Annotated in this window: 17 protein-coding genes; 9 read left to right on the forward strand and 8 right to left on the reverse strand. The window is 44.1% G+C overall.

Annotated features, from left to right (window positions below; translation table 11 throughout):
* The first annotated feature begins 72 nt into the window (after window positions 1-72).
* Together HQ865_RS10265 and murA are read left to right on the forward strand one after the other, a co-directional pair.
* Entirely contained in the window at window positions 73-807 is a 735-nt protein-coding gene (locus HQ865_RS10265) for a DUF4290 domain-containing protein (RefSeq protein ID WP_173414815.1), read from the forward strand.
* 118 nt (window positions 808-925) lie between these two features.
* Window positions 926-2,233: a UDP-N-acetylglucosamine 1-carboxyvinyltransferase gene (murA, locus tag HQ865_RS10270; protein ID WP_173414816.1), complete on the forward strand. Its 1,308-nt coding sequence runs from the start codon at window positions 926-928 to the stop codon at window positions 2,231-2,233.
* Between the two features lie 95 nt (window positions 2,234-2,328).
* Here murA and HQ865_RS10275 read toward each other — a convergent pair whose 3' ends face one another.
* From HQ865_RS10275 to HQ865_RS10285, 3 genes are all read right to left on the reverse strand, one after another.
* Window positions 2,329-3,702, reverse strand: a complete 1,374-nt coding sequence (locus tag HQ865_RS10275) for an OmpA family protein (protein WP_173414817.1) — start codon at window positions 3,700-3,702, stop codon at window positions 2,329-2,331.
* A 242-nt stretch (window positions 3,703-3,944) separates the two neighbouring features.
* On the reverse strand, window positions 3,945-5,045 hold the full coding sequence (locus HQ865_RS10280) for a toxin-antitoxin system YwqK family antitoxin (RefSeq protein ID WP_173414818.1): 1,101 nt from the start codon (window positions 5,043-5,045) through the stop codon (window positions 3,945-3,947).
* A gap of 174 nt (window positions 5,046-5,219) precedes the next feature.
* Window positions 5,220-5,651: an OsmC family protein gene (locus HQ865_RS10285; protein ID WP_173414819.1), complete on the reverse strand. Its 432-nt coding sequence runs from the start codon at window positions 5,649-5,651 to the stop codon at window positions 5,220-5,222.
* An 82-nt stretch (window positions 5,652-5,733) separates the two neighbouring features.
* Here HQ865_RS10285 and HQ865_RS10290 point away from each other — a divergent pair, with 82 nt between their 5' ends.
* Window positions 5,734-6,225 (forward strand): hypothetical protein, encoded by a 492-nt coding sequence (locus HQ865_RS10290; protein ID WP_173414820.1) that lies wholly within the window; start codon window positions 5,734-5,736, stop codon window positions 6,223-6,225.
* A 158-nt stretch (window positions 6,226-6,383) separates the two neighbouring features.
* Here the strand turns inward: HQ865_RS10290 and HQ865_RS10295 are convergent, their stop codons facing one another.
* Window positions 6,384-7,685: an NAD(P)/FAD-dependent oxidoreductase gene (locus HQ865_RS10295; protein WP_173414821.1), complete on the reverse strand. Its 1,302-nt coding sequence runs from the start codon at window positions 7,683-7,685 to the stop codon at window positions 6,384-6,386.
* Between the two features lie 137 nt (window positions 7,686-7,822).
* On the opposite strand from HQ865_RS10295, the gene HQ865_RS10300 reads away from it, so the two are divergent.
* Entirely contained in the window at window positions 7,823-8,776 is a 954-nt protein-coding gene (locus HQ865_RS10300) for an alpha/beta fold hydrolase (RefSeq protein WP_173414822.1), read from the forward strand.
* Here the strand turns inward: HQ865_RS10300 and HQ865_RS10305 are convergent.
* Together HQ865_RS10305 and HQ865_RS10310 are read right to left on the reverse strand one after the other, a co-directional pair.
* Window positions 8,765-12,166: a M56 family metallopeptidase gene (locus HQ865_RS10305; protein ID WP_173414823.1), complete on the reverse strand. Its 3,402-nt coding sequence runs from the start codon at window positions 12,164-12,166 to the stop codon at window positions 8,765-8,767. The two genes, HQ865_RS10300 and HQ865_RS10305, sit on opposite strands and share 12 nt — an antisense overlap.
* A 2-nt stretch (window positions 12,167-12,168) precedes the next feature.
* Window positions 12,169-12,531 (reverse strand): BlaI/MecI/CopY family transcriptional regulator, encoded by a 363-nt coding sequence (locus HQ865_RS10310; RefSeq protein WP_173414824.1) that lies wholly within the window; start codon window positions 12,529-12,531, stop codon window positions 12,169-12,171.
* A gap of 312 nt (window positions 12,532-12,843) precedes the next feature.
* Here HQ865_RS10310 and argB point away from each other — a divergent pair, with 312 nt between their 5' ends.
* From argB to HQ865_RS10330, 4 genes are all read left to right on the forward strand, one after another.
* The gene (gene argB, locus HQ865_RS10315; RefSeq protein WP_173414825.1) at window positions 12,844-13,635 is read left to right on the forward strand and encodes an acetylglutamate kinase; all 792 of its coding nucleotides are present in this window, start codon (window positions 12,844-12,846) and stop codon (window positions 13,633-13,635) included.
* A gap of 4 nt (window positions 13,636-13,639) precedes the next feature.
* On the forward strand, window positions 13,640-14,452 hold the full coding sequence (gene proC, locus HQ865_RS10320; RefSeq protein ID WP_173414826.1) for a pyrroline-5-carboxylate reductase: 813 nt from the start codon (window positions 13,640-13,642) through the stop codon (window positions 14,450-14,452).
* Between the two features lie 152 nt (window positions 14,453-14,604).
* A complete protein-coding gene (locus HQ865_RS10325) occupies window positions 14,605-15,984 on the forward strand; it encodes an aspartate kinase (RefSeq protein ID WP_173414827.1) in 1,380 nt (459 codons plus the stop codon).
* Window positions 15,985-16,013: 29 nt separating this feature from the next.
* Window positions 16,014-16,865, forward strand: coding sequence for a S1 family peptidase (locus tag HQ865_RS10330; protein WP_173414828.1), 852 nt, complete (start codon window positions 16,014-16,016; stop codon window positions 16,863-16,865).
* A 24-nt stretch (window positions 16,866-16,889) separates the two neighbouring features.
* Here HQ865_RS10330 and HQ865_RS10335 read toward each other — a convergent pair whose 3' ends face one another.
* Both HQ865_RS10335 and HQ865_RS10340 read right to left on the reverse strand, forming a co-directional pair.
* Complete coding sequence (locus HQ865_RS10335) at window positions 16,890-17,648, reverse strand: TIGR03915 family putative DNA repair protein (RefSeq protein WP_237073785.1); 759 nt, start codon at window positions 17,646-17,648, stop codon at window positions 16,890-16,892.
* 1 nt (window position 17,649) lies between these two features.
* Entirely contained in the window at window positions 17,650-18,906 is a 1,257-nt protein-coding gene (locus HQ865_RS10340; protein ID WP_173414829.1) for a putative DNA modification/repair radical SAM protein, read from the reverse strand.
* A 97-nt stretch (window positions 18,907-19,003) separates the two neighbouring features.
* On the opposite strand from HQ865_RS10340, the gene HQ865_RS10345 reads away from it, so the two are divergent.
* The gene (locus HQ865_RS10345) at window positions 19,004-19,417 is read left to right on the forward strand and encodes an Ohr family peroxiredoxin (RefSeq protein ID WP_173414830.1); all 414 of its coding nucleotides are present in this window, start codon (window positions 19,004-19,006) and stop codon (window positions 19,415-19,417) included.

Consider the following 19,417-nt stretch of genomic DNA (forward strand, 5'->3'; position numbering starts at 1 on the left):
TCATTCCGGTTGGATCTGCGCTAATTTTAGCTTCAAACAAATAGATATTTACATTTTAAAAGAAATTAATATATGGCTAATTTAAGTCCATCTGCTCCGTTTGATTATAATTCAACCCGGAAAAAATTATTACTTACCGAGTACGGCCGCAACGTACAAAACATGGTGAAATACATTGTGGAGCTGCCGTCTAAAGAGGAACGAAACAAATACGCCCAGGTGGTTATCGACCTGATGGGCTTCCTGAACCCGCACCTGCGCGATGTGGCCGACTTTAAGCACAAACTTTGGGATCACCTGCACATCATATCCGATTTTAAGATAGATGTAGATTCGCCCTACCCGGTTCCAACTGTCGAAGCTATCCATCTGAAGCCTGAACCACTCCGTTATCCGCACCAACGCATCAGGTACAAGCACTATGGCAAAACCATCGAGCTGATGATAGAAAAGGCGAAAAGCATTGACGAGCCTGCCCGCAAACAACACATGGTACAAGCCATTGCCAACTTTATGAAGATGGCCTACGTGCAATGGAATAAAGATTCGGTATCGGACGAAAGCATCCTGGCCGATTTACGCGAACTATCGCGCGGCGAACTGAAGCTGGAAGACAACGTAAACCTGAATAAGGTTGAATTCCGCCAGCAGGATACTAAGGCACGCAACAACAATCAACGTAACAATAATAACAACCAGCGCAACAACAATAACCAGAATAACCGTAACAATAACCAGCGCAACAACAATAACCAAAACAACCGTAACAACCAGCGTAACAACAACGGAGGCGGCAGGAAATACTAATTGGCTGCGCCGTTCATAGCTAATGGTTCATAGTTCATCGCTTATCCAGTAGTGTACTATAAACCATCGGCCATGAACCATGAACTATTTGTGAACCATCAACCATGAACTTCTAAAAATGACTAACGCATTTGAAATTATAGGCGGCAAGCCGCTAAAAGGCGAAATAGTACCGCAGGGTGCCAAAAACGAGGCCCTGCAGATCCTATCGGCTGTGTTACTGACCGGCGAGAAGATGACCATCAGCAATATCCCGGATATTAAAGATGTGAATAAACTGATAGAGCTGCTGGGGGATATGGGCGTAAAGGTTGAGCGACTGAACGGAGACACCTACACCTTCCAGGCTGATGAGATCGATCTGAACTTTTTCGAGTCGGATGTATTCAGGCAAAAAGGCGGTAGCTTGCGTGGATCGGTGATGATCGTTGGCCCGCTGCTGGCCCGCTTCGGCAAGGCATCTATCCCTAAACCGGGTGGCGATAAAATTGGCCGACGACGTTTGGATACCCACTTCCTTGGTTTTGAAAAGCTGGGTGCCCGCTTTGATTATAATGCCGATACCGGTTTTTACAATGTAGATGCATCAAACCTGCAGGGTACTTATATTTTGCTGGATGAAGCATCGGTAACCGGTACAGCTAACGTAGTGATGGCCGCGGTATTATCAAAAGGTACTACCACCATTTATAATGCAGCCTGCGAACCATACCTGCAACAGCTTTGCAAAATGCTGAACCGTATGGGCGCTAAGATCAGCGGCATTGGGTCGAACCTGTTGACCATTGAAGGCGTAACCGAACTGGGCGGCACCGAGCACCGCATGCTACCGGATATGATAGAGATCGGCTCGTTCATTGGTTTGGCTGCCATGACCGGATCGGAGATCACCATTAAAGATGTACATTATAATGAGTTAGGTATTATCCCCGATGTATTCCGTCGTTTAGGTATCAAATTGGAATTGCGCGGCGATGATATTTTTATCCCCGCACAGGAACATTACGAAATAGAGACTTTTATCGACGGTTCTATCATGACCATTGCCGATGCGCCATGGCCTGGCTTCACCCCCGACCTGTTGAGCATTGTGCTGGTGGTAGCTATCCAGGCCAAAGGTTCGGTACTGATCCATCAAAAAATGTTCGAGAGCCGCTTGTTCTTTGTAGATAAACTGCTGGATATGGGCGCACAGATCATCCTTTGCGATCCGCATCGTGCTACCGTTATTGGCTTAGATAAACAAGTACAGCTGCGTGGTATCTCCATGACATCGCCGGATATCCGTGCAGGCGTATCGTTACTGATCGCCGCATTATCTGCACAAGGTAAATCAACAATTTATAACATTGAGCAGATAGAGCGCGGTTATCAGCATATAGATAAACGCCTGCAAGCACTCGGCGCGGATATCAAAAGGGTATGATATCCAACAAAAATAAAAAAACAGAAAAGTCGAAGTTAAATGCTTCGACTTTTCTGTTTTAAAGCCCCTCTCCTTCAGAGAAGAGGTCTGAGGTATTAGAATAACGTAAACTCAACCCTACGGTTCTGTTGACGACCGGCAGCGGTTTTGTTAGTCGCTATCGGTTGTGTTTCGCCGTAACCTGTTGCTTCAATACGTGATGGATTAGCACCTTTACTTACCAGGAACGATTTTACCGACTCGGCCCTGTCTTTCGATAGTTTCATATTAGCTTCGTCCGAACCTACGTTATCGGTATGACCGGCCAGCTTCAGGCTGAAATTTTTCTCGACCAGTAACTGGGCTACTCTTTCCAGGCTTGGGAACGATTTGGCGCGGATAGTAGCCTTACCAAAATCAAACTCCAGGTTTTGGATGGCTTCCTTCACAATTTTCTTATCAGCCTCGGTTACATAAACCTTTACATCAGGCTTGGCAACCGGCAGCGGGCAACCCGAACCATCAACCTTGGTACCGGCAGGCGTGTTAGGGCATTTGTCAAAAAAGTCGGGCACGCCATCGCCGTCGCTATCCATCGTAAACTTAGCCAGGTTGGCGTTAGTTGCGGCTAAATTTGCGTTAGTGGTATTCAGATCGTTGCGCAATTGCTCATTACGGGCTTTTTCAGCATCGATCATGTTTTGCAGCGCGATCTCTTTAGTAGTATACTCGGTACGCATAGATGCTACCGGGTTATGCGTTGCCAATTGCGGTTTTGAGCGTTTGCCTAAAGCAAACTCCAAGCCGATGTGTCCGTACGAAAACTGATCGTAGTTACCGCCTGTGGTATAGCCATCCAGGTTATCGCTATGCATAAAATTTACGGTGTAGCCCAAATCGATATTGATTGAGGGACTAACATTGAATTTTAGGCCGACACCAACCGGAACATAAAACTCGCTGATATTGCTACCATTACGATAACCCGGCGTAGCAGCACCCGAAGCATTGTATAAAGTTGGCTTATACCCGGCAAACCCACCACCGGCCAACATATATGGCTGCATGCCGCCTTGCTGATTACTCCAGCTGATATTGGCAAGCGTGAACACACCGGTCAGATCTACCGCGTAATTAACATCGGTTTTCACACGGTTAAAAGCAGTGCCTAAGGCTGGGTCGGTACCCTCAAGCTGGCCCCGGAAGAAATTGGCTTGTATACCGAACGAGTGCCAGATCTGGTTTTTGATGTAAGCGCCGTAACCGAAATTTATTTTCTGTGTATGCCAATCCTCTTTACCCTGAAAGGGGGTGTAAAATGATGGTGAGGCACCATACAGGCCAATTGACCAGGTACGGAATGAGCTTACGGGCGAAAAAGGTTTTACATAAGTTGCAGTTGCCACAGAATCGGGCGTTTGTGCAAATAGTTTGCTCCCCATCAACAGTCCGGAGACCAGTAACGAGGCTTTGTTTAAATGTAGCTTCATGGTTGTGTAGTTTATAATGGTGTTTATTTAAACACATATACAACCATCCAATATCGGTGCCAATATAAAAACAGGTATTGGTTTATTAACTACAATAAGGTGTTACACAACATCGCTTAAATACAGAATATCAGCATACAATTCTGTTTAAAAAGCTAATTGTAATCTATAACAAATCCACCTGTCGGTTAATAAGCGACAGCACAAATAGTACTAAAAAGGCTACAATTAATTTATTGATATCAGGATTTTACCGGTTGCACCCTCCAGGTAAAACTATACCTGCTCAGCTGAAATGTAAATGAAAAAGTGATATTTTGCTCCATTGGTTTCCCATCGGCAGTGCCTGGTTGCAAGCCCGGCAGCCTGCGCAACTGATTAATTATTCCACGTGCAATTTCCTCGTTAAAAGCGTTGGTATATCTAAGGTTATATACCAGGCCATTTTTACCCACAATACCGGTAATTTCTAACTGATCGTTATACGGCGCTAAGTCTACCTTGCTAAGGTACGCGCTGATCAGCCGGCTAATTTCCTCGCTATACGCCCTTACGCCTCCCTGATAAAAGGCATAAACAATAGCTTGTTTTTTTGTTTCGCCACATGCTGTAGGCGATAGTATCATTTTTTCGGCGGTAACATAAGGTAGCATATCCGGCCCTATAAATGCAATGCGCGACGCGTTAGTGTATTCGCCCATGGCGTTAGCTCCCTTCTCAAACACGCCCTTTTTAAAACTCTCCCGTATTAAGGCCGATTTCGCCGGGTCTGCGGTGGCGTAGCCTTTCCATGTCCCATCGGGCAGTCCGTTATCCAGCTTACCTACCCAGGTTATCGGGCCAGCGCTTACTTCATAATTGCCTTTACCGTTATCAATTATTTTACCTCCCTTTTCGTTCCAAACGCTGGCAATCTTTATTACGCCATTGCTGACTTCAAACGTCATCCTGGGCTTGCCATTATCAAAGTTTATCTCCCACTTACCATCGTACTTGTTATCCTTATAATTGCCTTTTGATTGCAAATTACCATTGGAATAACGGGAGACAAATTCGCCATCCTTTAAACCATCGGCCGAATAATTGCCTTCAGAAAGTATCAGTGATGGATTCTGCCTGCTTACATCCTTAAACTTGCCAAAAAAGATATGTTTGGCCGGGCTGTAATGCGCATAACGGATCATCGTGGCGCAACTATCCTCGATCATTTGATAATCTTCGTTAAGGGCGAGGTTAATGCTATCGTTACGCATCGTACGGAAACGAACCATACGCGGGGCATCCTGGGCAATGGCATATGTGCTTAGCGAGAAGCAAAAAAGAGCAGTAAATAATAGTTTCATTTAACGGGGGTTAATATGTAGCAATATAGCAATTGGCAAGCTATTTAAATACAAAGACCGGCCTTTTTTTGACCGGTCTTTCCGCTTATCTTTTAGATAAATTCAAGATATCAGGAATCAGGATTTACTATCCTTGATTCCCGATTCTCCCATCTTTACTCCCAATCTAATCAATTACTCAGCAGGATGTATAAACACCTGCCAGTTAATGGCCGCTCCGCCTTTTTTAAGAGTGGCAGCTACCGAGCAATATTTATCAACCGATAGTTCGGCAGCGCGCTTGGCTTTATCCTCATCAATATCGCCATAAAGATGGAATTCGATAGTTACATCCTTCCAAAGCGAGGGTTCAACGCCGGCCTCACGATCGCCGTTTACCACCATTTTATAATCCACCACATCCTGGCGTTGTTTCTTTAGTATGCTGATCACGTCGATAGCCGAACAACCTGCCAAACCCATCAGCAACATTTGCATGGGGCGTACGCCGTAGTTTTTGCCGCCGCTTTCGGGGCTGGTATCCATTTTAACAGTATGACCGTTTTGGTCGGTGGCCTCGAAGCCAAAGTCGTCGCTAACGCGTGATAGATTAATTGTAACTGACATAATATATTTGTTGCGCCTAAGTTATGATTTTATTAGCCTAAATTTGGAAAACACTACTAAAAACATAGATTTTAACCATAGCATGAGCAAAACTATAAAAACATTCATTTTCATATTGTCATTTTTCCTGGCCACGCAACTATCTTACGGGCAAAAGCAATTACTATCGTACGAAGACATGAAGTATCTGATAGAAAATAACCTGGGCAAGGCCGATACCTTTATGGTGGCTAAGGGCTATACCATCACCAAGTCAAACATCAAAAAGAAAACCCGCACCTACATGGCAACCATGCAGGGCGGCACCAAAAGCAGCGTAGAAGTACGGGCGGATGGCCGCAAGATATTTGTAGAGATAGATACCGACGATATTTCGCAATACAACATGATCCATAACTCCATCGCCCAGTTTTTGGTAACCAGCGGCACTGTTCCGGCAGATATCCAAAGTTATAATGTAAAGGATCTGGGGATGATCTATATTTCCATTAATGATACGGTGCCATACAGCCCTATCCGTAAGGATTATGATATACACTTAGTAGCAGATAAGAATATTACGAGTTATAATTAGGGCTACCCCATTATTACATGTTGTCATTTCGAACGCAGTGAGAAATCTTATACGTCCATGCGAACCAACTTGCATATCGTATAAGATTTCTCTTTCGCCCCATTCCCTATTCCAGCCCAGCTCTATCGTAATGACAAGTAGTAGAAAACAAAAAGGGGCTACTTCGATGTATCATCCACCTGCATCTTCCCGGTATTAAAACCACGCACGATCAGCCGGTTATCGCTATCCTTATTGATATAATTAATAGCCCAGCTAAAAAATACGATCAGCTTATTACTAAACCCGGCCAGCGATAGCAAGTGCACAAACATCCACATTAGCCAGGCAAAAAATCCCTGGAAGTGTAAGCGGCCAATATCGGCAACGGCCCGGTTACGGCCGACGGTGGCCATAGTACCCTTATCAAAATATTTAAAAGGTATAGCTGGCTGGCCATTAATGATATGGATGAGGTTTTTTGCCAGGTGCTTGCCTTGCTGCATGGCAACAGGAGCAACACCGGGTAAACCCTCCGGTAATTCGGGCGTGATCATAGCGGCAACATCACCTATGGCATAGATGTTCTGACAACCCTCTACCCTGCTGATGTTATCGGTTTTGATGCGGGTACCACGGGTGAGCGGCGCGGTTAAGCCACCCGGCATTTCGCCACGCACACCGGCAGCCCAAAACACGTTACGTGTTTTTAATACAGTGCCGTTATCAATACTCAACGTTAGGCCATCGTAATGTTCTACGTGTACACTGTTAATTACCGTTACGCCACGCTCTACCAAAAAATGCTTTGCCTTTGCCGATGCCCCCTCGGACATTGCAGCCAGCAGTTCCGACTTTCCCTCGGCCAGGTAAACCTTCATATCATCAAGGCACAAACCGGGATAATCCTTACAAAGGATATGCATGCGCATTTCGGCCAACGCGCCGGACAATTCCACACCGGTAGGGCCGCCGCCTACCACCACAAAGGTGAGCAGGGCCTGCCGTTCTTCGGGGTCGGTAGTTACTAATGCCTTTTCCAGGTTTTGTAAAACCAAGGCGCGCAGGTTTAGCGCCTCGGGCAGGTTTTTCATGGGCATAGTGTAATGCTCCAGCTCCTCGCTGCCGAAATAATTGGTATTTGCGCCGGTAGCTATCACCAGGTGATCGTACTTAATATCACCAATATTGGTGTTCAGGATATTGGCATCAGCATTTATTTGCTGCACATCGGCCATTACGAATGTAAAATTCTTTTGCCCGGCAAAAATGCGGCGGATAGGGAACGCTACCGAATCGCCCTCGAGGGCGCCCATAGCTACCTGGTAAAGTAAGGGCTGAAAGGTGTGGTAGTTGTGCCTGTCTAACAGAATTACTTCCACCGGTTTATTTTTAAGGTTTTTTGCAACCTGTATGCCGCCAAAGCCGCCACCAATAATAACAATGCGTGGGGTGCCTGCGGTTGTATTTATCAGATCCATAGATGTGTTTGCGGTGTTAGCCGCGTATACTTAAATTGTAATAATAAGGCGATATGTGTTGCTTATGTTTTCAATGATAGCAAATTTAGGTTGATTAAGCTGTGGAATTATTAATTTAGACGATTGATTACACCCAAATGAAAAAATACCCCTTAATTATCCTGTTGTTTTTAGCTATTGCCTCCTTTGGGCAGGTGCGCACTATTGATAGCAAGACCGATGGTAAATACATCCGTGTAAACGGCGCCCGGCTTTGGGTGGTTACCGTTGGCGATGGCGACCCGATCATCCTGATACCGGGAGGCCCTGGTGGCGCGCATCCCGGTCTGCGCAGTTTCGACGCGCTGGCGCAAAATCATCACCAGCTAATTTATTTTGATGGCTTTGGTCGCGGTAAGTCTGATACGGCTTTAAACGTGAGCGAATATACCCTGGCCCGCGATATTGAAGACATTGAGGGGCTGCGCAAGGCACTGAAGCTTGAGCACGTTTCGGTTTTGGGCCACTCGTACGGTGGCGTGGTGGCACAGGGTTATGCGCTGAAATATCCCGAGCATTTAAGTCACCTAATATTGGCCAATACCTTCCACAGTTTTGTAATGTGGCAGGAAAACGATGATAACAGCAACCGGGAGATCAAGACCAATTATCCCGAAGTTTGGAACGAATTAACGAAACTGCGGGATAAGGGTTTGGTTTCCAGCGATGCCCGGCACCAGGAAATTTATGGGCGCGTACCTTATGGCTTTTTGTATGCCTACAACCCATCAAAATTTGAGGGCGGCAAAAGCGATTACCCCAACAGTATGAACACCAAACTATACTACCAGATGGTAGGCAGGGACGGCGATTTTATTGTAGGCAGCGACATCGGCAGCTTCGACTACCGTAAGCAACTGAAAGACTTGAAAATGCCGGTACTGATCATAGGCGGAAGGTACGACCGTGTGGCCGTACCCTGGATGATGATAAAGTTTAAGCAGTACTGCCCGCAGGCAGAGTTTGTGATGTTTGAACGATCGGGCCATAACCCGCAGGTGGAGGAGCCTGCACGCGAGTTTGCCGTGATCAATGCATTTTTAGCGCGATAAAGTACTTTTTATAGTACCTCTTTGCCCCCACACCCAGGCTTTACTTTTTTGCGTCTCCCAGTTATATACAATGGAATCAGTGTAAAATGCGTTATCGCCTTTAATGGTTTTTACACTTGGAATGCCGGTATAGCTTTTTGTTTTAGGATCAATACGCCCGCTGGCATACAGCAAATGGTTCTTTTTATCTACGAGTACGTAAGCAGCCTCCAGTTTAAAATCTCCGGCGGATACCGATGCATTATAAAGCCTGATGATCTGTCTTTTTTCATCTTCGCATAACGAATCTGCTGCTTGTAAGTTAAGCTTCAATAGATCTGACTTATTAGGAAGAGCTGCTGTTTTATTTTCCTGTTTAGCCTGCGTATTTACAGTTGTTGCCTTTGCATCCACATAGTATTTGTCAAACAGTTCAGGATTGCGGATACCATAACCGCTTTCACCGGGACTAATAGACACCCAATCGGCAATGTTAAATGTTTTATTGCCATTGCTTACCTCGTGCACAAAACGCAGGCGAACGTGATCACCCCATTGTATATCCTTCATTGCAGGCGCGTTAGGTTTAAAGGTGAGGTAAAACTTATAGCCGTTCACTGTTTCAAAAAGGGCGCTTTTCCATTTGCCATTAGGGTATTTTTTAATATCGCTGATCTGTCCATCGGCATACCGCACCTTATTAGGCTCGTATAAGAACGGGGCTGTCGGTAGTTTATCCGCTTCAGCCAACTGGAATATTTTTTCGTTGTTCTTGCTTACAGATGCAGGCACAACCGTTACTATTGTTTGGTCTTTCCCCCATCCAGTACTAAAAACCTTTAGTTGTATCTCATCGCCCGGCTTCAACAGTTTGTTCAATATTTTTTCCTGGCCGTAAAAGGTGAGCAAGGTGTATTTGTGTCCATTCCAGGTAAACACCATTCCCGTTTTGTTTTTTTCGGGTGTGATCTTAATATCTATAGTGCCCGCGTGATATATATCGTCTGATAATTTCTTTTTTGTCTTGTAATCATCCGTTTTCATGTATGCCACTTCCCCGGGCGACAGGTGCATGTTTTTTAGCTTGGCTTTAAGTTTAAGATCGATACCGTTTTTTCTGATCGTATCTTTTTGGCTATCAAAAATATTCACCAGGTCCATTTTATAGCTGAAGAAAAACACAGCTTCATAACCATCCATATTTGCGGTGTATCCTCTTTTACGTATACTGGAGAAGTCTGTTCCATCACAAACCCCTACGCTCCCTTTATTGGCCAGCACCAGTTTAATATTATCTGATACCTTGTTAAATGCTTCCTCGCTGTAAAAATCGCGATCGATATAAAAGCCTACTTTACCATTGTGTTTAATATCTGTTGTAGCCATGCCGCCACGCGAGTATGATACTACCTCATCATAGATTTCGCCGTTACTCTTTTTAACCTCATTGCGAATAAAAAGACCGGCTATCTTCTCCTTATTAGTCCGGTCATCATCAGGGTAAGCAGCGCGGCTATTTTGCGCTTCATCTTTTTCAGGGTAGCGCACTTTATTCGTATTGTCGTTATTCTCCTTTGGTTTATTAATATAAGTAGGCCCATCACCGCCATGGTGCTTAAATATCACTTTACCATCTTTATAAATAGCCGCCTGGATAATAAATATCGAATCCCTCTGAAAGTCAGCATACTTCACCAGTACCTGAATACGATCGCCAACTTTTAACGGTTCGTTAGTTTCAAGGCCCTGGCCGTAATAAAACTTCATACCGTATTTATCGCCATCTAACTCAAATGATACCCGGTCGGTACGGGTTTTGATAAATTGGTTGTTTACTACGCCGTTTATAACCACATCCAGTGTTTTACCATTCATTTCAGATGTTAGTTTCAATTTGCGCTTATATTCATCAGATGAGATATATGCTTTGTTCTTTTCCTTAAACGCTTCTATTGAAGTTTTAGCTTTTGGCGGTAAGCTTTTAAAGTTGAATACTGAAGCATAACCTTTTTGCGGCGCATCGGGAAAACTACCGGCAGGGCCAACACTATAGAAAGCTGAAAGGTACATGGTAACAGACTTATCCGCTTTTTGTATTTCATCCTCGTTATAAAATTTTTTATCGATCAGGAAACCAGCTTTTTCACCCGGTTTTAGCATGGTGCTTACCTTACCGGCCCCGTATACATTTACAATCACTTTATCATAGGTAGTGCCATCATCATTTTTCAAGTGTATGCGGCTATAAAATTGCTTTTCGGGAATCAAACGTTCCTTTAGCAGGTTTTCCTTTTCAAGTGCATTCATATAGGTGATCACCCCTTTATTGGTTTTGATATCCACATAGCCATCCTTAATAGCTACGCCATGCTTCACCACGGTAGCATCAGGGTTCCAAATGCCGGAAGAGGCGATACAGTTCTTACTAATTTTATACAGGATGTCTTTTTTATAAGTTTTACCATCGATGATCACAAGCGGGTCTTTGCCCAGTTCGTCAATATTTTCTATTACGCTGTATTCCTTATCCTTACTTTTTAATCGGGCAAAGGCCAGGCAACTGATAAGCACCACAGGTACCACCAGTACATAAACTATCTTTTTCATATTTGCGGAAGGTTGGTTAAATAACATGGTGATGCGCTTTTTAAGCGGCACTTTGCTGAAGTTATGATACAGCATACCCTGCCCGGCTACCGACAAGTGTACCAGCAGGTTGGCATAGTTATGCTTATCCGTTTCGCGGGCTACGGCGCGATCAACCTCAAACTCGTGGTTTTCTTCTACCGAGCGGGCATACAGGTAAATAAACGGGTTGAACCAAAGGATGATCTGCGCTATTTTAACGATGATCCGATCGACAGAGTGGTAAAGTTTTACGTGCAGCATTTCGTGCGCGATGATCTGCCGTATCTCATCCGGACTTAATTCATCATCGTTCAGGAAAATATAATTCAGGAAGGAGCCATTCGTGATCTTCTCGTTACCGGTAAGGATGTTTACCTTACCTACTTTGGTGATCCGCTTGCCTTTCAACCGTTTAAAAAAAGCAAACAGGGTTGCCAGTAAATGGATATTTAAACCTATTACAGCCAATAAATAGGTATACTGAAGAATAGTGCTCCAGCGCATCGGCTGCGGCTTGGGGACATCGGGGTGGATAACAATTGGTGTTACCTGCTCGGGTTGCTGCGTGTATTGGTATACCACATGCTCCACCACGCCGGTGTAAACATGCGGCTGGCTTAGCTGTATCTTTATCAGCGGGATGATAAAACTCAATACCACCGTAACCAGCAAGTACCACCTGTTGATTACAAAAAACGTAAGCCGGGTTAAAAACAGGTAGTAAAACAGGTAAAATACGGCTGTGCACGCGCATACCTGCAGCAGGTAAATAATGCTATCCATTTTTATTTGTTTTTATTGATGATGTCTTTGATCTTATCCAGGTCTTCTTTGCTCAATTGCTGTTCTTTCACCATAAAGCTGAAAAGGCTCTCGGCCGAGTTATCGAAGTAGCCCGAAAAGAACTTTTTGAATGATGATTTACGGTACTCGCTTTTGCTGATAAGCGGGAAATACTCATAGGTTTTACCATATGCCTTATACCCTGCATAACCCTTCTTCTCCAGCAAACGTACTACCGACGATATGGTATTATAAGGGGGTTTGGGATCATCGGGCAAAGCATCAATGATATCTTTCACGAAGCACTTTTTCAGCTGCCATAAGATGTGCATTACGCGTTCTTCGGTTTTTGTTAATTCTTCCATACTCAAACTTATAACTTATATTTCAGTTTTACAACTATATTTTACGTTATATAACGTTTTTATCAGTTAATATTATTAAATAATTGAAAATCAATTTAATAATTTAACCACAAAGTGCACAAAGAAAGAAACCACAAAGTTCACAAAGGCTTATCATATCTATTATTGGTTATTTCTTTGTGCCCCTTTGTGAAAAACCTTTGTGACCTTTGTGGTTAAATCGCTACCTATTCTCTACTAAATCAGTAGAATTTTTAATTTAAACACTCATCTTTCCCCGTTTATCTCTATTTTCGCAGCTATTAATAAAATATGGAGTCGCTATATATCATCAAGATCGGCGGGAATGTGATAGACAATTCCGAAAGCCTGCATCGTTTCCTTGAAGCTTTTACTAAGCTAAAGGGACATAAAATACTGGTGCACGGTGGCGGTAAGGTGGCTACTCAATTAGGAGAAACCTTAGGCATTGAGGCCAAAATGGTGGATGGTCGCCGCATTACGGATATTGAGACCCTGCGCGTGGTAACCATGGTTTACGGCGGTTTGATCAATAAGAACATCGTTGCCCAGCTACAGCGGTATGGCACCAACGCCATTGGCCTTACCGGTGCCGACGGTAATTTTATTAAAGCCCGAAAGCGCCCGGTAAAAACCATCGACTATGGTTTTGTTGGCGATATTGACGATGATTCGGTAAATGCCAAAGGTATCAGTGCATTGCTTGATGCTGGCTTCACCCCTGTTTTCAGCGCGTTGACACACGATGGCGAGGGCCAGATGCTGAACACCAATGCCGATACTATAGCCTCTGCCCTGGCAGTAGGTTTATCGGGATTGTACAAAACCACGCTAATCTATTGTTTTGAAAAGAAAGGCGTATTGAAAGATATTGATGATGAAGACTCTCTGATCAGGGAGATCAATCCTGAACGTTATGATGAGCTGAAGACGGCGGGCATTATTCACAGCGGTATGCTGCCAAAACTGGATAACGCTTTTAAGGCCATTGGCTTTGGCGTGCAGGCGGTGATCATTGGTCATGCCGATGATCTGGGCAAACTGGGCGACGGCGCATCTTTCGGTACACGATTAAGTAATTAAGAACATGAGCACACCAAACATAGCCATTTTAGGCAGCGGTAATATCGGTCTGTCATTAGCCAAAGGATTGGTTAAAGCCGGCATTTATACGCCGCAGCAAATTGGCCTTACCCGCCGTAATGTAGCGGCTTTAGCCCCGCTTACTGAAGCCGGCTATCAAACCACAGCCAATAATGCCGAAGCTGTAAGCAAAGCAGGCATTGTAGTATTAGCTATTTTACCGCAGCAACTGAATAAATTGCTGGACGAGATAAAACCGGCTATCGACCCGGCTAAACATTTGCTGATATCGGTAGTATCGGGCGTTAGCTGCCAGGATATCCGCCAGCATTTGGGGATGGATGTGCAGGTGGTACGCGCCATGCCTAACACGGCCATTGCCATTGGTCAAAGCATGACCTGCATAGCTACTGATACGGCATCGAACGATAACATCAAACTGGTTACCTCCCTTTTCGATACCGTTGGGGTGAGTATCCGCATTAACGAGGAGTTGATGACGTCAGCCACTGCCCTGTGCGCTTGCGGTATCGCCTTCTTTTTACGGTCGATACGCGCAGCATCGCAAGGTGGTACCGAGATCGGTTTCCATGCCCACGACGCGTTGAAGATGGCCGCCCAGACCGCCAAAGGTGCCGCCGATCTGCTGCTTCAACTGGCATCGCACCCTGAGCAGGAAATTGATAAGGTAACATCGCCCAAGGGCTGTACCATTGCCGGTTTGAACGAGATGGAGCATAACGGCTTCAGTTCGGCTATGATAAAGGGGATAAAAACATCGGCCGAAAAAGCGGGTGTGTTATATAAGCAGTCTTAATTATCAAATTGGTAACTTAGCACCCCGAAACGGAATAGTAAACAAGCATTTATAAAAAACACCTGAATTAAAATACCATAATTACCAGCATCTTACACGCAATTAGCTTATAAGGCATTCCCTTTGCAAAGGTCCGGTAAATTCAAAATACCATGTTCACAGTAGAAAAAATAGGCGGCACATCAATGAGTGCCCTGAAAGACGTAATCAATAACATCATCCTTTTTAACCGTACCGGCGACGAACTTTACAACCGCATTTTTGTAGTTTCGGCATTCTCGGGCGTAACCAATTTATTATTAGAGAATAAGAAGAATGGCGAACCCGGCGTTTATCACCGTCTGGCACAATACCAGGATTTCCATAAGCCACTGAAAGAACTGGTTGCTAAACTAAAAGAACTGAACAAGAAATACGCCGAGCTGGGCCTTGACCTGGCCGTGGCCGATGAATTTATTGAGAACCATATTCACGATGCGCAAAAATATTTAGAGAACCTGTCGAATATCCTGGCATCGGGCTATGTAAGTAAAGAAGGCATCCTGCAAGCAGCCCGCGAGATATTGGCCTCTATCGGTGAAAGTCATTCGGCTTTTAACTTTACCAATATCCTTCAAAATATGGGCATCAACGCTACGCTGATTGACCTTAGTGGTTTGCACGATCATCGCCAGTATACTATCGATCAGCGTATAAAGCATGCCTTTAAGGATATAGAATTCGAGAAAACCATCTGTATTGTAACCGGCTACTGCAAAGGTACCGAGGGTATTATGCGTGAGTTTGACCGTGGTTACAGCGAGGTCACCTTTAGCAAAATTGCGGAGGAAGTAATGCCTGCCGAAGCTATCATTCATAAAGAATACCACCTCTCTACCGCCGATCCCGGCATTGTGGGTTTAGAGAATTGCCACCCGGTGGGCAATACCAATTATGATATTGCCGATCAGCTGGCCGACGTAGGCATGGAAGCCATCCACCCTAAAGCATCGAAACCGCTGGAGATAAATGGCATTAACCTGCGTATCAAGAACACGTTCGAGCCATCGCACCCCGGCACTTTAATTACCCAGGATTTTATTTGCGAAACCAAGCGCGTGGAAGTGATTACCGGTACCGATAAACTAGTGCTGATAGATGTTTACGACCCGCTGATGGTAAGCAACGTGGGGTCTGACTTAAAGATCATGCAGATCTTTTTTGATCATAACGTCAGCTACATTTTCAAAGCCACCAGCGCCAACAGTATATCCATAGTGATCTGGGAACGCGATTTCGACAAAAAGCTGATCGCCGAACTGGAAGATAATTTTGAAAAAGTAATACACGAAAAAACCGCCATGGTTTGTATGCTGGGTACCAATATGGATCAGCCGGGCTTACTGGCCCGCGCCGCCGCAGCGTTAACCGATGCCGGTATTAATATCATGAGCGCCGGTTTTGCCCTGCGTAAAGTGAATATCCAGTTTTTAGTAGCGAGGGAGTTCTTTAACCAGGCAGTTATTGCGCTGAATAAAGCGATGAGTAATTAAATTGTTAAATAAATTACGATCAAGTATCCATGAACAGATCTCCGTCGGAACAGTTAACTTATTGTACTGTACGAATAGAAACTAAATACGAAGATGGTTCTTCCGGAACCGGAACAGGTTTTATAATCCGGTTTCTTGAAAATATAACAGAAGGATTAAATTTTCCAGTAATAATTACAAATGTTCATGTTATTAAAAATTCTATTAAGGGAGAATTAATATTTTGCGAAAAGGATAATAATGGCGAACCAATAGATAGTAAACATGTAATCATAACGTTTGATTCATTTGAGAAATACTGGATTAAGCATCCTGATAAAGACGTCGATTTGTGTTGTATGGCTTTAAGTCATGCTGTTAACAACGCAACAAATATGGGAAAGGAGTTTTTCTTTACAACTCTAAATCATGGCCATTTCGCGGATGATGATCGCAGAAAATCATTTCCCGCAATTGTAGATATCATAATGGTAGGGTATCCTAACGGTTTGTGGGATAGTAAAAATAACAAACCAATCGTAAGAAAAGGAATTACAGCCTCTCACCCCTCTAAACACTTTGAAGGGAGAAAAGAGTTTTTAATAGATGTTGCATGTTATCCGGGATCGAGTGGTTCACCGATTTTTTTATATAATGAAATAGGCTATTTTGATAAAGAAACACAAAAGTTTAAACATGAAGGATTAGATTTATTCTTACTTGGTGTTTTATATGCTGGTCCAATGTACACTATTACTGGTAATATTAAAGTTATCACTATTCCAACCAACAATAAACCTTTATCAATATCCGAAATTCCGATGCACTTAGGTTATGTTATAAATTATAAAAGGATATTAGAACTTGAAGATCACATTAAATATCTTAACAATATGGTTTAATATATATTATTCACACTTACTTACCTAAATTTTCTCCGTCAAGTGCCGCCAATACCTTTTAGGCACATGCATTAAATGCAGCTTAGAATTCTTCCTTGCAGGAATGTTAACACTTTTAAAATAGTTCTTCCACATATCCTGGTACAGGTTTTCATCAGATGTATAGGCTGATATAACGTTTGCGGCTTTCACATCGGCATGCTCGAGTGAAATATATTGTGTATCGTGCAGATCATAATAAACCCCATACCTGCGCCGCAGATCATAAATGATCCATTTCTGATCTGCATACCTCGATTTAAAATGTTCGATTAGTAAGGGCAATACATTAAAATCGGGCTCTATTCCGGCATAAAAGGTTTCATCTCTTAGTTTCCGGAAACGGATAAACGCCTCCATCCGGTGCTTTTCGCGGCGTACCATGCGCACAATTTCCGATACGCGCATTACATACTTGTTGCCGTAATCCTCCTCTATATTTTGGCCGGCGTCAAACACGTAGCGTATGTATCCTAACAAAGTATTGTCCTCCCCGTCAATCTCGGCCAAATGAGCAGCATACAAGCGTTGCACGCCGATAGGTGATAATTTCATTTTTAAACCTCTCAGTACTCGCTGCGCTTTGCCATCATCGGTAATAATCGAAATCACTTCCGTAAACAACGCTTCATTGCGCAACTCCCCTTTTTTCAAACTCACATATACCAGCCTGCGCTCATAAACTTCAAACGCGGCAGTAAGCAGGCCCTCGAAGGTGCCATCGTATATCAGCGTGGTTATCATACTAAAACAGGTTTAATTGTGTAGATGAATTTTTAAGGTATTTGCTTTGCGATTCGGCCAGGATAAATTGCTTGATGCGGCTACCGGTCAGGTCGCGGCGTTCAAAATCGTTACTATTGCACACTATAAAATACCGGGCCCGGTTAACGGCTACGCCCATCTTCTTTAAATGCTCCCAGTTCAGCTTACCAAATTTGCGCGCGCTAACCATTTTTTGCGCCGACTGTAACCCGATGCCCGGCACACGCAATATCAAATGCAGATCGGCTTTATTGACATCTAACGGAAATACCTGCATGTTGCGCAAAGCCCAACTTAGCTTAGGGTCTATATCCAGATCGAGCAGGGGTTGCTGATGGTTTACGATCTCATTCACCTTAAAGCCATAAAAACGCATCAGCCAATCGGCCTGGTATAGGCGGTTTTCGCGCACCATAGGCACGGCGGTATTTAATCCCGGTAAACGCTTATCAGCCAGTACCGGCACATAGCCCGAATAGTAGACCCGCTTTAAATTGTATCCTTTATAAAAACTGGCAGCGGTATACAATACCTGCTGATCGGTCTCCGCTGTCGCACCTACTATTACCTGTGTACTTTGCCCGGCCGGCGCAAACATGGGCGCTTTTTTAAACAGCTTATTTTCCTCCGTGCGTTGTATGATCTCGCTTTTTAAAAAACCCATGGGTTTTATCATCTCCTGCCTGTCTTTGTCTGGTGCCAATAGTTTTAAACCTTCTTCGGTCGGCATTTCCAGGTTAACGCTCAGGCGATCAGCATATAGGCCAGCCTCGCGCATCAGTTCATCGCTGGCACCGGGGATAGATTTCAGATGGATATAGCCGTTAAACTTATGCTCGGTACGCAATTTTTTAGCCACCCGTACCAGGCGCTCCATTGTAAAATCAGCATCTTTAAATATACCCGAACTCAGGAACAACCCTTCTATATAATTGCGCCTGTAGAAGTTGATGGTAAGATCGACCACTTCCTGAACCGTGAACGCGGCGCGCCTGATATCATTGCTTTTGCGCGATACACAGTAGGCGCAGTCGAAAATGCAGTGGTTAGTCAGCAAAATTTTCAATAACGATACGCAGCGCCCATCCTCGGTATAGGTATGGCAAATGCCGTTACTGGCGTTGCCCAAACCCTTATTCTCGTTCTTGCGCTTACTCCCGCTCGATGCGCACGACACATCATACTTAGCGGCATCGGCTAAAATATTCAACTTCTCTGTTATCCTTTCAGCATCCATTAAAAGTAAATTTACTAATATTTTTAGTAAATTGTTTTACCGTTAATAAAAAACTTTACAACCATTAGTGGGTTTAAATACTATACACATCAAAACCATGGAAAAACTATATACTGCTGTAGTTACCGCCAAAGGCGGGCGCGACGGCCATATCAAATCAAACGATGGCATTATCGACCTGGAAATGAAAAAACCCAAAGCCCTGGGCGGCAAAGACGGTTTTGCCAATCCCGAATTGCTTTTTGCCGGTGCCTGGGGCAGTTGCTATCTGGGCGCGTTGGGTTCGGTAGGTAAGCGTGATGGCGTAGATGTAAGCGAAGCTACAGCCGAAGTGCATATCAGTTTTAACCGGGAAAGCGAAACATCGTATGCCCTATCGGCAGAGATCCATGTACATATCCCCGGGATAAATGAAGAGCAAACCCAAAAGCTGGCGGACGCCGCACACCGTGGCTGTCCCTATTCAAAAGCTACGCGCGGGAATATTGATGTTAAGGTAATTGCTGTATAA

Source organism: Mucilaginibacter mali, assembly GCF_013283875.1.
GTDB classification, from domain to species: domain Bacteria; phylum Bacteroidota; class Bacteroidia; order Sphingobacteriales; family Sphingobacteriaceae; genus Mucilaginibacter; species Mucilaginibacter mali.

Bases quoted from the DNA above. Each gene is read 5' to 3' on its own strand.
- HQ865_RS10305 (WP_173414823.1), bottom strand. From the start codon at position 12,166: ATGGATAGCATTATTTACCTGCTGCAGGTATGCGCGTGCACAGCCGTA.
- HQ865_RS10325 (WP_173414827.1), top strand. From the start codon at position 14,605: ATGTTCACAGTAGAAAAAATAGGCGGCACATCAATGAGTGCCCTGAAA.
- HQ865_RS10330 (WP_173414828.1), top strand. From the start codon at position 16,014: ATGAACAGATCTCCGTCGGAACAGTTAACTTATTGTACTGTACGAATA.
- proC (WP_173414826.1), top strand. From the start codon at position 13,640: ATGAGCACACCAAACATAGCCATTTTAGGCAGCGGTAATATCGGTCTG.
- HQ865_RS10280 (WP_173414818.1), bottom strand. From the start codon at position 5,045: ATGAAACTATTATTTACTGCTCTTTTTTGCTTCTCGCTAAGCACATAT.
- HQ865_RS10285 (WP_173414819.1), bottom strand. From the start codon at position 5,651: ATGTCAGTTACAATTAATCTATCACGCGTTAGCGACGACTTTGGCTTC.
- HQ865_RS10345 (WP_173414830.1), top strand. From the start codon at position 19,004: ATGGAAAAACTATATACTGCTGTAGTTACCGCCAAAGGCGGGCGCGAC.
- argB (WP_173414825.1), top strand. From the start codon at position 12,844: ATGGAGTCGCTATATATCATCAAGATCGGCGGGAATGTGATAGACAAT.
- HQ865_RS10310 (WP_173414824.1), bottom strand. From the start codon at position 12,531: ATGGAAGAATTAACAAAAACCGAAGAACGCGTAATGCACATCTTATGG.
- HQ865_RS10295 (WP_173414821.1), bottom strand. From the start codon at position 7,685: ATGGATCTGATAAATACAACCGCAGGCACCCCACGCATTGTTATTATT.
- HQ865_RS10290 (WP_173414820.1), top strand. From the start codon at position 5,734: ATGAGCAAAACTATAAAAACATTCATTTTCATATTGTCATTTTTCCTG.
- HQ865_RS10335 (WP_237073785.1), bottom strand. From the start codon at position 17,648: ATGATAACCACGCTGATATACGATGGCACCTTCGAGGGCCTGCTTACT.
- HQ865_RS10265 (WP_173414815.1), top strand. From the start codon at position 73: ATGGCTAATTTAAGTCCATCTGCTCCGTTTGATTATAATTCAACCCGG.
- HQ865_RS10275 (WP_173414817.1), bottom strand. From the start codon at position 3,702: ATGAAGCTACATTTAAACAAAGCCTCGTTACTGGTCTCCGGACTGTTG.
- HQ865_RS10300 (WP_173414822.1), top strand. From the start codon at position 7,823: ATGAAAAAATACCCCTTAATTATCCTGTTGTTTTTAGCTATTGCCTCC.
- HQ865_RS10340 (WP_173414829.1), bottom strand. From the start codon at position 18,906: ATGGATGCTGAAAGGATAACAGAGAAGTTGAATATTTTAGCCGATGCC.
- murA (WP_173414816.1), top strand. From the start codon at position 926: ATGACTAACGCATTTGAAATTATAGGCGGCAAGCCGCTAAAAGGCGAA.